Consider the following 17,672-nt stretch of genomic DNA (forward strand, 5'->3'; position numbering starts at 1 on the left):
TGATGGTAGATGTCAGGATGGGACTTTTCACTGATACAATTTCCTTTGTGGCTCTGTCCCTCTTGCTTGTTACGATTTATACTATTTATAATAAAGGATAATCCGTGATCAATGGTAGGATAATAATAGCGTTTGCATAGCACAAAATGAATATGAGGTGTTCGTATGCTCCCCTTCTCTCTGATTGAAATGCCGCGTGACCTGAATGCTTTCCCTCTCTATCCGTACTCTGTCGGCCGTCATATCCAGTATCACCATGTGCGTCCTGCCGGATTCCCGGTGCATCAGATTTTCCTGATCCGCAGCGGCAGCGGGCGGTTCCGTGACCTGGAGGACGGCACCGAAACGGTGCTGCAGCCTGGGATGGCCTATGCATTTCCGCCTGACCGCGGGCATGAATATTATCCGTTATCCCACGAGCCGTGGCATGTCGGCTTCATCGGGTTCCACGGCAGCCAGTCTGCCTCCGTTCTGGAGGGTCTCAGCCTGCTGCCGCCAGCCCCGTTCCGCCTCGAACGGTTCGAGGAGTGCTGGGAGATGCTGGGCGGGATCTGGCACACGGTGAATGGGAACAGCTCGTCGCGTCAGGAGGAACAGTCGATGCAGGACTTATCGGTGACGCTGTACCGGCTGCTGCTGATGCTGCGCAGAAGTGAAGTCTCCACAGGTGCAGCGACCCGGCTGGAGAACGAAAACGTCCGCAACGAGGCACTGAACAAAGCAGTCAGCCTGATCAACGAGCATTTCACCGAGCCGCTGCTGATCACCAATCTGGCGGCGGCTGTCGGTTATTCCGTCCAGCATTTCCAGCGTCTGTTCCTGCAGGAATACGGGGTCACTCCGCATAAGTATCTGCAGAACCTGCGGCTGCAGCGCGCCATGCAGATGCTGACCGAGGACCCTGAACGTCCCGTGCAGGATATCGCCCTCAACCTTGGTATGGAGACCAATTACTTCATCCGGGTCTTCCGCAAGGCCCATGGAGTGACTCCAGGGGTTATGCGCAGCCGGCTGCATCCGGGCAAGGATCATTCTTGAGCTCACTGGGCAAAAAAAATAGCTGCGGCGCACTTCCGGAGAAGTTCTGCCGCAGCTATTCACGCTAACCGTATTCCTAGTTACACCGCCGTAAACTGGCTGTTGTACAAGCGGGCGTAGTAGCCTCCGCTCTCGAGCAATTCGTCATGCGTTCCGCTCTCCACGATATCTCCATCCTTCATGAACAGGATGAGGTCCGCCTCGCGGATCGTAGACAGCCGGTGGGCAATGACGAAGCTGGTCCGCCCGGTGATCATCGCCAGGAAGGCCTTCTGTATCCGCGCCTCTGTCAGCGTATCAATGCTGCTGGTCGCCTCATCCAGAATGAGCATCGGCGGATCAACCAGCATGACGCGGGCAATGGTGAGCAGCTGCTTCTGACCCTGGGAGAGATTATCGCCCGAGGTGCTGATCCTGGTGTCATAGCCTTCAGGCAGGCGCTTGATGAAGCTGTGCGCATTCGCGGCCTTGGCGGCCGCAATCACCTCCGCTTCGGTGGCCTCCGGCTTGCCGTAAGCAATGTTGTCGCGGATGGAAGCCCCGTACAGCCAGGTCTCCTGCAGCACCATGCCGAAATTGCGCCGCAGACTGTCGCGGGTGATGGAGGTAATGTCTACGCCGTCAATCCGGATCGTTCCGCTGTCTACCTCATAGAAGCGCATCAGAAGGTTGACCAGCGTGGTCTTGCCCGCCCCAGTCTGGCCGACGATCGCCACGCGCGTGCCCGGCTTCACCTCTAGGCTGAAATCCTTGATCAGCGGGCGCTCCGGTGTATAGGCGAAGCTTACTTTGTCGAAGGTGATCGTTCCCCGGCTGTTCTCCATCACGTAGGCATCCGGCTGGTCCGGGGCCTCCTGCGGGAGATCCAGAATGGAGAAGATCCGCTGCGCCGAAGCTGTGGCGGACTGCAGTTGTGTGATCACACCAGTTATCTCATTGAACGGCTTGGCGAACAGACTGGAGTAGATCAGGAAGCTGGACAGATCCCCTACGGAGAACAGGTCTCCGATAACAAGCACACTTCCGATCATCGCTATCAGCGAGAAGGTGATATTATTAACCAGCCGCGTAGTCGGGTTCGAGAGCGAGCCATAGAACTGCGATTTCGTCCCTGTCTTGTACAGCTCATTATTCCGCTCCGCAAAGCCTGCAAAGGAGCGGTCCTCGTAATGATAAGCCTGCACCACCTTCTGCCCGCCGACGATTTCCTCAACATAGCCGTTCAGCCCCCCGAGAATCTTGGCCTGCTCACGGAACAGCTGCTGGGAGCGCATCGTAATGAAGCGGGCAACGAAGAAGGTTGCCGGGGCAGACAGCAGCACCACCAGTGTCATTATCGGGCTGATATAGAGCATCAGCCCGATGGCCCCCGCAATGGTTACGATCCCCGTCAACAGCGTAGAGAAGCCCTGCAGCAGTCCGTCAGAGACGGCATCCATGTCGTTCACGAACCGGCTGATGCTGTCGCCCTGGGGATGGTTATCATGGAACTTCAGTGGCAGGGCGTCCAGCTTGTCAAACAGCTCGCGGCGCAGGTCATAGACCGTTCCGAATGCCAGCTTATTCGTATAATAAGTGAGCAGCCAGCCGAAGAAGCTGCCGACCAGATATACACTGCCCAGAATCAGCAGCAGGCGCAGAATTCCCGGGAACTCCACCCGATCCGGTCCGACCATATGGTCGATGGCGCGGCCAATCAGGAGCGGCCCGATCAGGCTGGCAACCACGCTCAGGATAGCGCAGAAGATAGCTCCATACGTTATTTTCCGGTACTCACGGGTATATTGAAACAGACGTTTCCAGGTCATTGTACTGGTCATTGTAAAGCCTCCTCGCTTGAGAGCTGTGACATGCAGATTTCCTGATAGACTGCGCAGCTCTCCAGCAGTTCCTCATGCGTACCGATTCCGGCAATCCGGCCTTCATCGAAGACGATAATCTGATCAGCCTGCCTTACTGTGCTCACCCGCTGGGATACAAGCAGTACGGTCATATCTGAACTGTTCTTGCTTAGTGCGCGGCGCAGTGCCGCATCCGTAGCGAAGTCCAGCGCACTGGAGGAATCATCCAGGATGAGAATCGGCGGACGTCCGACGACAGCACGGGCAATGGTCAGGCGCTGCTTTTGGCCACCGGACAGGTTATGCCCCCCGCGGACCACCAGCGTATCCAGCCCTTCCGGCAGCCGGGTGATGAACTCCTCAGCCTGGGCAACCGCCGCTGCAGCCATGATCTCGTCCCGGGTAGCAGACGCCTTCCCCCAGCGGATATTCTCGGCAATCGTCCCAGTGAACAGCACCGCCTTCTGCGGCACAATGCCTATTCTGCTGCGCAGCTGCTCCAGCCGATAGTCCCGTACGTTTACACCCTCGACCCTAACCTCCCCTTCCACAACGTCGTAGAAGCGCGGAATCAGATTCACGAAGGTGCTCTTGCCCGAGCCGGTACTGCCGATTAATCCTACCGTCTGCCCCTTGAGGATATCTACAGAGATATTTTCCAGGGCCAGCTCACCGGTCGTGTTATAGCCGAAAGAGACATTGCGGAAGGAAATCACCGGCGCTGCTCCGTCCCGCTTCGCAGCAGGTGCATGAGCAGGCACTTCAACAACCGAAGCTGTCATCGCCAGCACCTCATTGATGCGGCTGGCAGACGACGAGGCTTTGGTGAACAGAATGACCAGATTGGAGACTACGATCAGGGCCAGCAGGATCTGGGTTACATAGTTAATGAATGCAATAATCTCACCCTGCGACAGACTCCCGGCTTCAATGTGAATGCCGCCTGCCCATAGAATGGCAATAATCGCCGCGTTCACTACCAGTGTCGTCATCGGTCCCAGCCAAGCGGAGATCCGTCCGACACGGATGGCCGTCTGCGTCAGATCCTCAGAGGCTTCATTGAAGCGCTGCTTCTCGCGGCGGCTCTCGGCGAAGGCCCGGATCACCCGGATGCCTGAGAGATTCTCGCTGAGCACCAACGCCAGACGATCCAACTTAGCCTGATATTTGCGGTACATTGGCGAACTGCGCGTAATAATGAAGTACAGAATGACTCCGAATACCGGAGTAGCGGCAATCAGGATCAGCGACAGGCGGAAATCCAGAATCATCGCCATAATAATAGCCCCGATACAGATGAATGGCGCACGGATGACCAGCCGGATGAGCATAGCTACTGCCACCTGCAGCTGGTTAACGTCGTTAGTGATCCGGTTGATCAGCGAAGGCGTGCCGATGACATCCAGCTCGGCATACGACAGCGAAGAGATGTGCTTGAACATTTTGTTGCGCAGCGTGGTGCCGAACCCCTGTGAGGCCCGCGCCGCATAATATTGACATACCATGGAGCAGCCGAAGCCCAGAATAGCCATCAGCACCATCAGGGACCCCATCCGGTAGACGTAGCTGCTATCCTGCTTGCCAATTCCGTTGTTGATGATCAGGGCTACAATCGTCGGCAGCAGCAGCTCGAGAATCGCCTCCAGCAGCTTGAAAATCGGCCCAATTGTCACTTCTTTCTTGTACGGTTTTAAGAATACTGCAATTTTGCGCACATTCATCCTCACCTAACTTAGGGTAGTATTTGAACTTCCACACCCTTAAAAGGGTGGGATTCTTAGCTAGTTAGCGGGCGCATACGTTTCCGCTTTGCCCTACTGCTAAGTTAAGGGCGAGTTCATTCGCCCATCCTAGATCAGAGCTTATAGCTATCTAGGCTGGCAGACTGTTACCATCTGCCACAGGTTGACGCATGATGTTGATGGCACCGACCCGATCCCGATGTGCTGTATAACCGCAGTTGCAATGATACGTTCGATCCTTTGCTTTGTTCCGCTCTCCACAAGAGGGACAGTCTTGCGAGGTGTATGCCGGATTCACTTCAACCACTTGGATTCCAGCAAGTGTCGCCTTATATGCGATGAACATTTGCAACTGATAGAACGACCATTGATGTAGATTTTTAGCGTTTTTACGACTTGTTCTTGTCGTCTTACGAATATTCGTCAGTTTCTCTAGCTTGATGACAGACACCTTTTCTTGAATCGCCATATTCACGATCTGGCGGCTGATTTTGTGATTCTGATCTTTCATAAAACGACTTTCCTTGTCGCTCTGTTTACGGATCGCGGATAACTTTTTAAGCTTTCCTAATTTGCGGCGATAGCTGCTGTACTTAAGGCGAACAAATTTGTTTTTACGTCCATTTCCGCAAAATTTGGTCTTGCCACTTGAGGTTACGGCAACAGCAGGCACTTTCAAGCCTAGATCAATCCCCATCACTTCATCACCATCGACTGGTTTGGTGGGGCGTTCGATTGAAATTTGAACAAACCATTTTGCTGATTTTTGAACCACGCGCAGAAGTCCAAGCTTCCCATTCGAAAGGATGTCTCGCTCCCGATCCGAAAGAAGCGCAGGAACCGCAAGACGTTGTACTTTTCCATCCAGGATCACCGGGAAAGAAATGGTGTTGCCCCAAATCGTATAATTTTGATTGTTCACGTAGTACACCCTCTTTTGGAGAAGAGGTCGCTTCTTCGTTTTCTTGAACTGCTGAAATAGGCTTTTGGCATCTCGAATCACTTGATTCTTTACAGCAGAGGGGAGATTGGCATGAACGGTTTTTGAAGTTAGTTTCGGAAACGTTCCAGATCTTTCTGCTTGCTCCGTTAATTCGTTGACGGTTCGAATATATTCGCCCCCCATATCCACCAGTACAGACGGACGGGGTGGAAAAATGCGGATTTGAATCGTTACGGTTTGCAGGGTCTCACCCCCTTGTTTATTGTTCCTCAACATATCGTTTCTGTTATCCTTCTTGAAAAAAATAAAAGACCCGTTATGATTATGTCATACCCGCTTACATATTCATAATATTGGTTTCGTATCTATCCCATATGGATAACGTATGTCATAACCCTTACAAATGGAGGCTCAACCATGGATATCCGCCAATTAAAGTATTTCCTGGCGATTGCCGAGGAAGGACAAATTACATCCGCAGCCAGGAAGCTGCAGATGGCCCAGCCGCCGCTCAGCCAGCAGCTTAAGCTGCTGGAGGAGGAGCTCGGAGTCAAGCTGGTGGAGCGCGGACCGCGCAGCATCCAGCTGACGGATGCCGGAATCATTCTGCGTAACCGGGCCCAGCAGATCCTGGAGTTAACGGACTCCACCGCCCGGGAGATCAGCGACTATGCCAAAGGACTAAAGGGGAGCCTTACCATTGGAACGGTCTCTTCATCAGGCGCTACCCTGCTGCACGAGCCGCTGACAGCGTTCCATAAGCGCTATTCAGGCGTAACCTTTGAGATTCATGAAGGCAATACGTTCATGATTATCGACTTGTTGAACAAGGGCATTGTTGAGGTGGGCATTATCCGCACCCCGTTCAACACCAGCAATCTGGAATGCCTGTATTTCCATTCGGAGCCGATGATCGCGGTGATGGCCGCTGATTATGACTGGGCCCCTAGCCAGAGTGCTGCTCAGCTTGGCGAGCTGCAGGACAAACCGCTGATTATCTACCGCCGCTTCGAGCAGCTCATCCGCGAGACCTGCCTGGAGCACGGCTTTGGGCCACAGATCTTCTGTATGAATGATGATGCCCGGACCACGCTGCTCTGGGCCAATGCAGGACTCGGGATCGGCATCGTGCCCAAGTCGGCGTTCGAGCTGGCTAATCACAGCAACCTGATCTACAAAGAGATCCTTTGCGAGACCCTGCGCACCCGCGTAGCCGCCGTATGGATGAAGGATAAATATTTGTCGTCCCTGGCTACCAAGTTCATCGAGACCTTCAAGTCACTGTGAATACGTTCAGGCCCTTCCCTTCTGGAGGATGTCCATTATCTGCGCCGGTCATCCTGCCGTAGGACGCTTTCCATAGATGCACTAAATAATCCCACAAAACATATAAATTCTTTCCAAAAAGACCCCGCGCCGGCCTAAGCAGCCAGTCGCGGGGTCTTTTAATCAGTCAAGGTCAACAGCCCGGCGGCAGCGCCGGTGTTAGACCATGATTTTACAAATATCGTTCGTGAACTGCACCGGATCATTAACCTGCAATCCTTCGATCAGCAGCGCCTGGTTATACAAGAGGTTGGTGTACAGACCCAGCTTCTCCTTGTCGCCTTCGGCAGCCGCTTTCAGGGACTTGAAGACATCATGGTGAATGTTGATTTCCAGCACCTTGTCCGCTTGCACATCCTGGCCGCCGTTAGGCATGGCCTTGAGGATTTTCTCCATCTCGATCGTCAGCTCGCCTTCAGTGGACAGGCAGACCGGATGGGATTTCAGCCGCTTGGAGGCTTTGACTGCCTTCACTTTGCCGGACAGAATACCCTGCATAGCTTCGAACAATCCCTTGTTCTCGTTCTCTTCCTCTTCGGATGGCTTATCCTCGGCACTCTCTTCAATGCCTAAGTCACCGCTGGAGACATTTCTGAACTCCTTCTCCTTATAAGCCATGATCATCTTGATTGCGAATTCATCGATATCGTCAGTGAAGTAGAGTATCTCATAGCCCTTGTCCAGCACCATTTCGGTCTGCGGCAGCTTCTCGATGCGCTCTACCGATTCACCCGAAGCGTAGTAGATATATTTCTGGTCTTCCGGCATTCTCTCAACATATTCAGCCAGCGTCACCAGCTTCTTCTCCTTGGAGGAGTGGAACATCAGGAGATCCTGCAGCGTTTCTTTTTCCATACCGTAGTCGTTATAGACCCCGAACTTCAGCTGTCTGCCAAAAGACTTGTAGAACGTCTCATACTGCTCACGCTCATCCTTCAGCAGGCTCAGGAGCTGGCTCTTGATCTTGCTCTTAATATTCTTAGCAATCATCGTCAGCTGGCGGTCATGCTGCAGCATCTCACGGGAGATATTGAGCGACAGATCCTCGGAATCGACCATCCCCTTGACGAAGCTGAAGTAATCCGGCAGCAGATCGGCGCATTTGTTCATAATCAGCACGCCGTTGGAGTAGAGCTCCAGACCCTTCTCATATTCCTTGGTATAGTAGTCAAACGGAGTATTCTCCGGAATGAACAGAATCGCGTTGTAGACCACTGCGCCGTCCGCACTGATGTGAATGTGCTTCAGCGGCTTGTCGAACCCGTAACGCTTCTCTGCATAGAAGTTGTTGTAATCTTCTTCGGTCAGCTCTTTCTTGTTCTTGCGCCAGATCGGCACCATGCTATTGACCGTCTGCTCTTCGGTGACATCGATGAATTCATTCTCAGTATCTTCCTTAGGCTGTTTGCTGGTAATGTCCATCTTGATCGGGAAGCGGATAAAGTCCGAATACTTCTTGATGATTGATTTCAGACGGTATTCTTCCAGGAATTCGTCGTAGTTATCGTCCTCGGTGTTCTCTTTGATCTTCAGTGTGATTTCGGTACCGACAGTATCCTTCTCACAAGGCTCAATCGTGTAGCCGTCCGCACCCTGGGATTCCCATTTGAACGCCTGCTCGCTGCCCAGCGCCTTACTGATTACGGTCACATCGTCCGCCACCATGAATGCGGAATAGAATCCGACCCCGAATTGTCCGATGATGTTGTGTCCATCCTTGGCTTCATTATCCTTCTTAAAAGCAAACGAGCCGCTGTTCGCGATAATGCCCAGGTTGTTCTCCAGCTCTTCCTGTGTCATCCCGATGCCGGTATCGGCAATGGTTAACGTGCGGCTTTCTTTGTCAGCGGTTACTTTAATGTAGTAGTCCTCTTTATTGAACACCAGACTATCATCGGCCAGTGCCTTGTAATAGATTTTATCGATGGCATCACTTGCATTGGAGATCAGCTCCCGCAGAAAAATCTCGCGCTGCGTATAAATGGAGTTAATCATCATTTCCAGCAGTCTTTTGGATTCAGCTTTAAACTCTTTTTTAGCCATGAATAAATAAATCTCCTTTCAAAAGTAACCTTCGGATTGCGGAGCATCGTTTAGCACTCCACTCACTTGAGTGCTAACACTCCCTTTTATATACCATATTCTAGTTTTTGATGTCAACATCTTGCCGCCTAGTAAGCCCACAAAAAAAGAAATGCATTCTATTTTAGTCCATGTTAGCATTCGGGTTGTACTCCATTTGACCACTTAACCACAGAAAGGATAATGATTAATGATGAACATTCAACTCGAAAGCATTCCGGCAACACGCATAGCTTATGTACGGCAGACAGGCCCCTACGGCCCCGGCAACGCTCAGGCGATGGAACAATTGAAAGGTTGGGCGCGGGAACAAGGCTTGCTTCAAGGCTCGGCGGTGCTGTTCGGCATTCCGCAGGACAACCCTGCAACTACAAGGCCGGAGCTTTGCCGATATGATGCCTGCATCAGCCTGCCTGAGAATCCTCCCGAAGAGGCCTCAGTACCTTACGGTGAGCTTCCCGGCGGAGTCTACGCAGTGGTAACCCTCCAGCATACGGCTGAAGCTGTCGGACAAGCATGGGCCGAGATTCTCCCGGCGTTGTCACGCAGCGGCCATAAGCTTGATCCCGGGCGGCCGATTATAGAGAGATACACGGAAGACTTGGTCAGCAGGCATCTTTGTGAGCTTTGTTTTCCTGTGCTTGAGTAAGGGCAGGAAGGTGCTTTGAAAAGCGGAAGACCCGAAATCCATGATATAGCTACTTAGGACAGCCTTTATTTTGGAGCAGGATCAGTGTGAGCGCTTGGGTGGACGCTCCGCAAACAGAACGTTGTTCCCATCGCTGTTGTGTCCAGATTTTTTCATTCCCCCTTAGCGGTGAAAATCCGGACACAAAGGCGAACGCTCCGCTTGTCCACAATCATTCTGCCCGCTCCGCTGTTTATGCGGGTTGCGAAATTTCTCTCACCGACCGCTTGCTTGGAGCCGCATTGTTGCACATTTTGCAGGATTTCTCTAAAGATGTTACTGGCTATTGTACATTGTTGCATCATTTGCATGAATTCCGGGGATTAGAGCAAGTTAGTGCTGGCTTTGTTGCATTTTATGCAGGATTTCAGCATCAGTCGTTTCTATTGGGCCGTATTACTGCACTTCTTGCAGGATTTCTCTACAATGTTACGGACTGAAGAGCATGAGGCCCATCCACATCACAGCAGCACCGATTGTGTTCGGTTTTCCGCCTACATTTGGACCTCACGCCTCGCGCCTGCCCAATGTGTTCGGTTTTCCGCCTACATTTGGCCCACGCGCCGCCCCCCAACAAGTTGTATTCGGTTTTTCATATACATTCCATCTGCTCCTCTTTAGACATCAGAAGAAATTCATAATCTCCTAAAAGATAAGAAAAGAGGCCATCTCTATAAGCAAAATTTCCGCTTACGAGACAGCCTCTTTCATCTTTTCATAGTTAACCCAAATCCAGCGTTTCCCCCGCCGCCATAGAATGCAGCGTGCAGCCCGTCAGCTGCCCGCCCTGGATCAAGGCTTCGCGGAGCTTGTCGGTCTCCGGTTTCGCGGCATGAACCAGCACGGCGTGCCGGACCGGAAGAGACTTCAGCATACGCTGAACATCTTCCCGGCCCTGATGCACCTTGTAGCGCAGCTTGAGCACCTCGCATACTCCATGCTGTCCCGGTTCATGCAGCAGCTTGTATCCGAAGGTACCGGCCGCTACATGACCGGTGATCAGCACGGAATAGGTTGAATGGGACGCCCACCTCGCATAGTACCAGCGGGACAAGGACGATTGCATCATGCCATCCGGCACGAACCACAGGGAAGGGCCGGAGCCTGACAGCAGCTCCTCCCGTTCCACCTCGCTCTGCGGCATCGTCCAGCGGCGGGCGGCAAGAAAGTCTGCTATGTGATCCGCTGCGAAATACCCTCCTGTTCGCTTAGCACTCCTAAGCCAGAACGGCGAGGCTGCCAGCCGCCCCATCCCCTCTATCAGCTTCGCTTCCACTACCATCGGCAGATCCGCGAACAGCTTGGCAGCCCATAGCATCATCTCCTGGCTCCGTCCGCCTGCCGGAACCGGGAGCAGCACCTTGCCCCCCCGTGCCGCAGTCCTACGGATGGCCTGCTCCAGCTGCCTTAGCTTATCGGACTGGGTCTCCTCGTCCATTCCGTACGCCGCATCGGCCACCGCCAGATCAAGACGCTGGCCGCACGACCATACCCTCAGCCTCTGGTCCGCATCCGGGATGCCTACGGCTGCTTGTATCGCCTCAGCTGGTGAATCAGCCGCAAGTAACAGGGATTCCGCCGTATAGTCGCCGGAATAGAAGATTGAGCGCCCTTCCGCAGCGATCAGGAACCATACAGATCCCGCCAGATGCCCGCTTCGTCCCCACATGACCTGAACCCCGGGAATCAGTCTGAACCAGGACAGGCAGTTGCCCTCTTCCTCCAGATACCGGTAACGGATCGCTTGTTCATCTGCTTCAGTGTATGGCAGCTCATGGCCCTCACGGCTAATACTTGAACGCCAGGAGCGTAAGTAAGCATCCAGTTGCGCCCTTGTTTCCCGCGTTGTCCATACCTCACCCTTGTAACCCTGCGCATACAGCAGCGGCAGCGCTACCGAATGATCCTCATGGGCATGGGAGAGCAGTACCATGTCCAGCATTGCCGCCTGCCCGGGTTCGATGAGGGGATATTGTCCGGCTCCGCCTTTTTTGACGCCGCAATCAAGCAGCAGACGGTAGCCCCTTCCACTCAGGAGGTAAGCGGAACGCCCGTGTTCACCGGCTCCGCCCCATATGGTCAGCTTCGTCATGATCCGGTCCACTTTGTTCTGGAATTCAGCAGTTCAATGCCGAGCAGCAGCAGCACCGTCAAGCCAACCGATACCACCGCCATTGCCATGCCAAGCGATACCTGCCCCTGTTCGAACTGGGCAAAAATATACGTAGCCGAGGTCTGCATCGAAGGCGGCAGAATCAGCAGCGATCCAACCAGCTCCCGTACAGATATGGTGAAGGTCATCATCCAGCCTGCCAGCATACCGGGCATAATGAGCGGAAGCAGAATCCGCCGCAAGATATAGAACGGGCCTGCTCCGCTCACCTGGGCCGCTTGAAACAGCAACCCGTTAATTTGCGAGAAGCTGGACTTCACATACTGCACGGTATACGGAAGAAACAGCACCACATACGTAAGCACTACCATCCCGTAGGTGTTGTAGAGCGTGAAGGGCATCCATGGCGCATTCCAGAGCAGAATCAGTCCCACCACCATTACAATGCCCGGAACCGTATTAGGCAAAAGACTCAGCAGATCAATGATCCGCTGCAGCCGCCCCGAAGACCTGCCGATAGCCAGCGCAAGACCGGCTCCAAGCACGACAGCCACCGATGCTGCGGCAAGCGACAGCCCCAGACTGTTCCCAATTGCCTTCAGGCTCGCCGATCCCCAGGAGAGCAGCTCCCTGTAATGATCCAGCGTCAGATTGTCCAGCGACAGCCCGGAACCGCGCAGCTTCATCAGCGAGGCGGCGATAATCGAGAAGTAGGGGATGCCTATGGATAATAGCAGCAGGGCAGCCAGATACAGGCCCGCTAGCCAGCCTGCACCACCGCGCAGGGAATACATCTTGGAGCGCTGTCCCTTGCCCCCCACCAGACGGTAAGTGAACCGGCGGCTGACCGCCGACTGCATGTACCAGATGACCAGACAGACCGACAGCAGCACGGATGCGAGCGATGTAGCCTTGCCGAAGTCAATCGGCCAGCTGGAAATGTATTTATGAATTTCCGAGGTCATGACATAATAGCCGATCTTGCGGCCGAAGGTAGCCGGTGTTCCGAACTCCGCAATCGTCTTGACGAAGACGAGCATCACCCCCATGCCATAGGCCGACAGCAGCAGCGGCATGATGATCCGCCGAAAGCGGTAGCCTGCCTTTGCCCCGTGCACCGCTCCCGCCTCTTCCAGATTGCCGCCTATGCGGATAAGTGCATCCCGAAGCAGCAGATACAGGAACGGGAACAGATGCATGCTCATAATGAAGACCATTCCCCAGAAGCTGAAGAAAGAATCACTTAACGCACCCGCACCCGGAAGCCACTGCTGAAGATATCCGCCTTTTTGCATGAACAGAATCCAGCCCATGGAGCCGATATACGGCGGGGTCATGAATGGAATCAGCAGAATAACATCAATCCAGCGGTGCAGCCCCATGCGGGTCTTCGCCATCATCCAGGCCAGCGGCATCGCAAGCAGCGTAGTTCCTGCCACTACGCATATACCAAGCCATACCGAGTTCAGCAGCACCCCGGACAGACTCTGTCCGGTGATCGTACGGAGAGGGGCCATCCAGTCCAACCGCTGATGCGGGGTAACGCTTTGCCAGAAGATGAGCAGAAGCGGAATGCCGATGCTGACCGCCAGCAAAAAGAAGGAGAGCAGCAAGCCCGCTCTCCGAAGTATCCGGTTACTGTCCATGGAGACTGGACTCATTGCTTTCACCTCAACCTTAATCCTTTATTTGTAAATTTCCGCGAATTTCGAAGCCGTCTCATTTCCATGCTCACTCATCCAGGTCCAGTCTGCCTTAAGCTGCGGGATGTCTTTCAGATTGGTCCGGTTCGAAGCTTCAATATCCTCGCGGCCCGGTATTAGATACGCATCCGCTACCAGCTGCTGAGCTTCATCAGACAACAGATAATCAATGAATGCTTTAGCATTGGCCACGTTCGGACTCGTTTTCAGAATGGCTGCCGGTCTCGGACTTACTACCGTACCCTCCTCAGGATAGATAATATCCAGCGGCTCTCCTTTGGCTTTGGCCTTGTAAGCCATATAATCTACTCCAGCTGCCACAATACTCTTAGCTCCTGTAATCACCGGATCAAGCGCCTCCTGATTCGCTCCAGCCATGGCAACACCGTTCGCCTTGTAATTCTTGAACAGCTCCCAGCCCTGCTCGCCGTTCACACTCAGATAGCCTGTGATGAAATCCAGCGCCGAGCCTGACAGTGTCGGATCAGGAATGTTAACGGCATCCTTCCACTCCGCATCTGCCAGCTCTGCCCAGGTCTTGGGCGGATTCGCTACCAGCTTCGTATTATAGACAATTCCCAGTGCTGATGCGCTGGAGCTGAAATAATTGCCTTCTGCATCCGACCAGTCCTGAATCAGCTTGTCCTTATTGGCCGCTTCCGGGTAGGGCAGCGTCAGCCCCTCCGCCTTAAGAGCCTGTGCGGAAGGCAGGGAAGCCAGAATCACCACATCAGCCACCGGGTTGGCCTTCTCCGCTTCCATCCGGGCCAGAATCTTGCCGGTCGTTCCCTGGAACATTTCCACCGTGACACCTGTCTTGGCCTTGAAGCCATTCACAATATCATCTGCCAGGCCCTGCGGTCCGGCGGAATACAGCACCAGCTTGCCGCTTAACGCAGCTTCTGTAGCTTCAGGAGTTGACGAAGCTGCCCCAGTTGCCTCAGGTGTACTCGTGCTGGCCCCGCCGGCACTGGTGCTGTTGCCCGTACCACAACCCGCCAGACTCATACTCATCACAGCAGATAACAGCAGCACTGCCCCTTGTTTACGCGGTTTGTTCCATTTCATGGTTATGATTCGCTCCTTTTAGGTTCTTCTTCATTTGAATTCGAATTCATCCGGCATATCCGCCGCGGTGAGACATAGAGCTGAACCCTTTCTCCTACAGGAATCCGGTTGTTCAGATAGGCTGTCCATATACCGGCCCCCTCCACCTCCGCACGGATCTCATAACGTTCTCCGACATAACTGACACTTCGTACAACAGCGGAATAACACAGATCATCGCCCGCCGTCCGGCTCCATCCGATATGCTCAGGCCGCACCATCTCCTGCTCCGGCGTAAGCCAGTTCGACTTGCCGATGAATGAAGCCACGAACGGTTCTGACGGTGCCTCATATACCGCTTCAGGAGTTCCAGTCTGCAATATCCGCCCGCTTTTCATAACGACAATCTCGTCGGACATCGACATCGCTTCGATCTGATCGTGGGTCACATAGAGTGCAGTGAGACCCATGTCCCGCACCAGCGACATCATCTCCACTCTCATCTCTTCCCGGAGTACGGCATCCAGTGCGCTTAACGGCTCATCGAAGAGCACCACACCCGGACGGACCACTACCGCTCTGGCAAAAGCAACCCTCTGCTGCTGACCGCCCGACAGCTGATGCGGATACCGATTCTCCATCCCCTGCAGCCGGACCATCTCCAGTGTCTCCAGTACCTTGCTCCGCAGCTGCGCACGCTGCCCTGAGGCCTTCAGCCCGAAAGCCACATTCTCATACACCGTCATATGCGGCCAGAGTGCAAAATCTTGAAACACCATCCCGAAATTCCGCTTGTGCACCGGAACATCGATCCGCTGCGCAGCGGAGAAATAACATTTCCCGTCAGCGTATAATTCCCCGCCATCCGGGCGCTCAAGGCCCGCTAACATCCGCAGCAGCGTGGTTTTGCCGCAGCCGGAAGGCCCCAGTAAGGTAGTGAACTTACCGTGCTTCAATTCAAGCCCGGCAGGCAGCAGCGCCGGTTGTCCGCCAAAGCTTTTATGAATCCCCTTTATCTGAATATTCATTTCGATCCCTGCCTGTCTTCTTGAGCTGTCCTCAGTCTAACGTCTGTATTCGCAGGTTGTTTATTTTTCATGTAAACACGTAATTAACTTTATATATGAATTCTGTTAACGTTCATAGATAAAATCTATGGTGGGGGATATCCCACTAACGATTGGAAGAGGTAACTCCATGAATCTGATGAAACTGCAAATTATTGAACTGATCGACCAGCTGCACCATATGACCAGCGTAGCCGAGGTACTCGGGATCAAGCAGCCGACCGTAACCTTTCATATGAAGTCGCTTGAAGAAGAGCTCGGGGTCCGGCTGTTCGAGGCCCGCAGCGGCAAAACCTTTCTCACCGAGGCAGGAGCAGCCCTCCTTCATTATTCCGTGAAGATTAATGCGCTTGCCCGTGAGGCCCGCCGGGTAGCCGGAGAATTCGACACCCTCTACCGGGGAACGCTGCTGATTGGGGCCAGTTATGTACCTGCAACCTATTTGCTGCCATCCATATTACATGCGTTCTCCCAGGAGTTCCCCGGCATCCGCATGGCTCTGTCTGTGAAGCCCTCCCCGGTCATCCGGGAGATGCTGATCCGCCACGAAATCGACTTAGGTGTGATCTCCTCCGAGCCTTTCACGGAGCCTGCCCTGCAGGCGGAATCGCTGATTACAGATGACCTCGTTCTGATCTGTTCTCCTAAGCATCCGCTCGTCCGCAAGACTCAGCTTAATATGGAGGAGATCAGTAAGACTCCCTTTGCGCTGCACGGAAGCGAATCCAGTACCCGCCGCCTGACGGAGCGCTGGTTCGGACAGCAAGGGCTGCAGCTGCGCAATACGATTGAGGTCGATTCACTGGAGGCCATCAAGCAGCTCGTGCAGCTGGGCGGCCACATCTCCGTGATGTCCCGGATGGCGGTACAGTGGGAGCAGCAGCAAGGTCTAATTCAGGTGCTGCCTATTCAAGGGGAAATGGCGCCGCGTTATATCTATGCCGTGCACAACAAGGACCGGCATCCTTCGGTGCAGATGGAGAGCTTCCGGAGCAGCCTGCTGGCCACCAAAAACTGTTAGCCGTCATTGAGTAAGTCTATGCAGGATTAACGCAATTCCCCTTTCACTTTAACCGCTCCCATATACTCAACCCGTAAAGTGGATCATGTACCCAAACCTGATCATAGGAGTGATGATGCTTGAGAAAATGGAAAAAGCTTACCCTGTCCTTCATGCTGAGTATTGTGGCAGCAGGCGGTGGATTAGCCGGACAGGGCTTCCTGCTGCCGGAGCGCGTCTCAGCCGCAGCTAACGCCGTTCCAGCCTATGAGGTGAAGTTTCTGGCGGACCCTGACCTTGTACTGGACAGCAGCGGATCGCCGCGCAGCGAGGTCATGGATACATTCGACCTGAATTCTACTCCACAGGCTATTCGAGTCGAGTATTTCGATACCGACACGCTTGAGCTGAACAGCAAGGGATGGGATGTGCGGCTGCGCAAAAAAGAGAACAAATCCGATTATGAATTGACCTACAAGAAACGTTATCCTGTCGTGAACGGAAATATCCAGGCAGCGCTCACCCTGGCGAATCAGGAGGGCTTCGACGCTTCAGATGACAACTACGAAGCAGAGGTGGATTGGGGGTATGGCAAGCAGACCCTTAGCTTCTCTAATACCAAGAAGGTCAGCACCAAAGCTGCCGGAGCCGTGCTCCCTGCTGAGGAAGAGGCCCTGAAGCTGCTGCTGGACAAGCTGCCAGGCAAATTGAAGAACTGGTATGCATCGAACTGGGGGAAGCAGAAGCTGGCAGCCTCCCGGGCGCATGGCCCGTTGACCTTCGAGCGGTATACAGGCACCTGGAACAATCAGGAGATCACTCTTGAGGTATGGCCAGTGCGTGATGAGGCGGGAAGCGGCATCCAGAATATCGTGGAAATTTCGTTCAAAACCACCGATAGCACTGGCGTAAGTGGATTGCGTACAGAGCTGATGAACCTGCTGAACGCCGAGGGCTGGCTTCTTCCTGCTGATGGCCTCAAGACCCAGCTGATTCTGGAAAGGTATTAAAGTAATCATCAATATTAGCTTATAACTCAAAAAGAGCACTGCCGCACCCTTCATGAGGGCGATACGGCAGTG

Annotated in this window: 14 protein-coding genes; 6 read left to right on the top strand and 8 right to left on the bottom strand. The window is 53.7% G+C overall.

Going from position 1 to position 17,672, the window contains the following annotated elements:
• Positions 1–165 precede the first annotated feature (165 nt).
• On the top strand, positions 166–1,038 hold the full coding sequence (locus NYE26_RS16935) for an AraC family transcriptional regulator (RefSeq protein ID WP_339249004.1): 873 nt from the start codon (positions 166–168) through the stop codon (positions 1,036–1,038).
• A gap of 80 nt (positions 1,039–1,118) precedes the next feature.
• Here NYE26_RS16935 and NYE26_RS16940 read toward each other — a convergent pair whose 3' ends face one another.
• The 3 genes from NYE26_RS16940 to NYE26_RS16950 form a co-directional block, all read right to left on the bottom strand.
• Positions 1,119–2,858 carry an ABC transporter ATP-binding protein gene (locus tag NYE26_RS16940; RefSeq protein WP_339249005.1) on the bottom strand — a complete coding sequence of 580 codons (1,740 nt, stop codon included), beginning with the start codon at positions 2,856–2,858 and terminating at the stop codon, positions 1,119–1,121.
• The gene (locus NYE26_RS16945) at positions 2,855–4,594 is read right to left on the bottom strand and encodes an ABC transporter ATP-binding protein (RefSeq protein WP_339249006.1); all 1,740 of its coding nucleotides are present in this window, start codon (positions 4,592–4,594) and stop codon (positions 2,855–2,857) included. Before NYE26_RS16945 ends, NYE26_RS16940 begins: the two co-directional genes overlap by 4 nt.
• 157 nt (positions 4,595–4,751) lie before the next feature.
• Positions 4,752–5,840: a transposase gene (locus NYE26_RS16950; RefSeq protein ID WP_339249007.1), complete on the bottom strand. Its 1,089-nt coding sequence runs from the start codon at positions 5,838–5,840 to the stop codon at positions 4,752–4,754.
• A 141-nt stretch (positions 5,841–5,981) separates the two neighbouring features.
• Between NYE26_RS16950 and NYE26_RS16955 the strand changes: the two genes are divergently transcribed.
• Positions 5,982–6,851, top strand: a complete 870-nt coding sequence (locus tag NYE26_RS16955) for a LysR family transcriptional regulator (protein WP_339249008.1) — start codon at positions 5,982–5,984, stop codon at positions 6,849–6,851.
• 198 nt (positions 6,852–7,049) lie between these two features.
• On the opposite strand, the gene htpG is transcribed toward NYE26_RS16955, so the two are convergent.
• Positions 7,050–8,933, bottom strand: coding sequence for a molecular chaperone HtpG (gene htpG / locus NYE26_RS16960; RefSeq protein WP_339249009.1), 1,884 nt, complete (start codon positions 8,931–8,933; stop codon positions 7,050–7,052).
• A 229-nt stretch (positions 8,934–9,162) separates the two neighbouring features.
• Here htpG and NYE26_RS16965 point away from each other — a divergent pair, with 229 nt between their 5' ends.
• Entirely contained in the window at positions 9,163–9,621 is a 459-nt protein-coding gene (locus NYE26_RS16965; protein ID WP_339249010.1) for a GyrI-like domain-containing protein, read from the top strand.
• An 86-nt stretch (positions 9,622–9,707) separates the two neighbouring features.
• A complete protein-coding gene (locus NYE26_RS16970; RefSeq protein ID WP_339249011.1) occupies positions 9,708–10,100 on the top strand; it encodes a hypothetical protein in 393 nt (130 codons plus the stop codon).
• Between the two features lie 281 nt (positions 10,101–10,381).
• On the opposite strand, the gene NYE26_RS16975 is transcribed toward NYE26_RS16970, so the two are convergent.
• Genes NYE26_RS16975 through NYE26_RS16990 form a run of 4 tightly spaced genes read right to left on the bottom strand, consistent with a single transcriptional unit; the run spans position 10,382 to position 15,551 of the window.
• Positions 10,382–11,752, bottom strand: a complete 1,371-nt coding sequence (locus tag NYE26_RS16975; RefSeq protein WP_339249012.1) for an MBL fold metallo-hydrolase — start codon at positions 11,750–11,752, stop codon at positions 10,382–10,384.
• A complete protein-coding gene (locus NYE26_RS16980) occupies positions 11,749–13,419 on the bottom strand; it encodes an iron ABC transporter permease (protein WP_339249013.1) in 1,671 nt (556 codons plus the stop codon). Before NYE26_RS16980 ends, NYE26_RS16975 begins: the two co-directional genes overlap by 4 nt.
• Before the next feature lie 39 nt (positions 13,420–13,458).
• Positions 13,459–14,544, bottom strand: a complete 1,086-nt coding sequence (locus tag NYE26_RS16985; RefSeq protein WP_339249014.1) for an ABC transporter substrate-binding protein — start codon at positions 14,542–14,544, stop codon at positions 13,459–13,461.
• Positions 14,545–14,546: 2 nt separating this feature from the next.
• Positions 14,547–15,551: an ABC transporter ATP-binding protein gene (locus tag NYE26_RS16990; protein ID WP_339249015.1), complete on the bottom strand. Its 1,005-nt coding sequence runs from the start codon at positions 15,549–15,551 to the stop codon at positions 14,547–14,549.
• 169 nt (positions 15,552–15,720) lie between these two features.
• Between NYE26_RS16990 and NYE26_RS16995 the strand changes: the two genes are divergently transcribed.
• Together NYE26_RS16995 and NYE26_RS17000 are read left to right on the top strand one after the other, a co-directional pair.
• A complete protein-coding gene (locus NYE26_RS16995; RefSeq protein ID WP_339249016.1) occupies positions 15,721–16,611 on the top strand; it encodes a LysR family transcriptional regulator in 891 nt (296 codons plus the stop codon).
• 119 nt (positions 16,612–16,730) lie between these two features.
• Positions 16,731–17,600, top strand: a complete 870-nt coding sequence (locus NYE26_RS17000; RefSeq protein WP_155991386.1) for a CYTH domain-containing protein — start codon at positions 16,731–16,733, stop codon at positions 17,598–17,600.
• Positions 17,601–17,672: the final 72 nt, after the last annotated feature.

The organism is Paenibacillus sp. FSL P2-0136 (genome assembly GCF_037975325.1).
GTDB classification, from domain to species: Bacteria; Bacillota; Bacilli; order Paenibacillales; family Paenibacillaceae; genus Paenibacillus_AQ; species Paenibacillus_AQ silagei.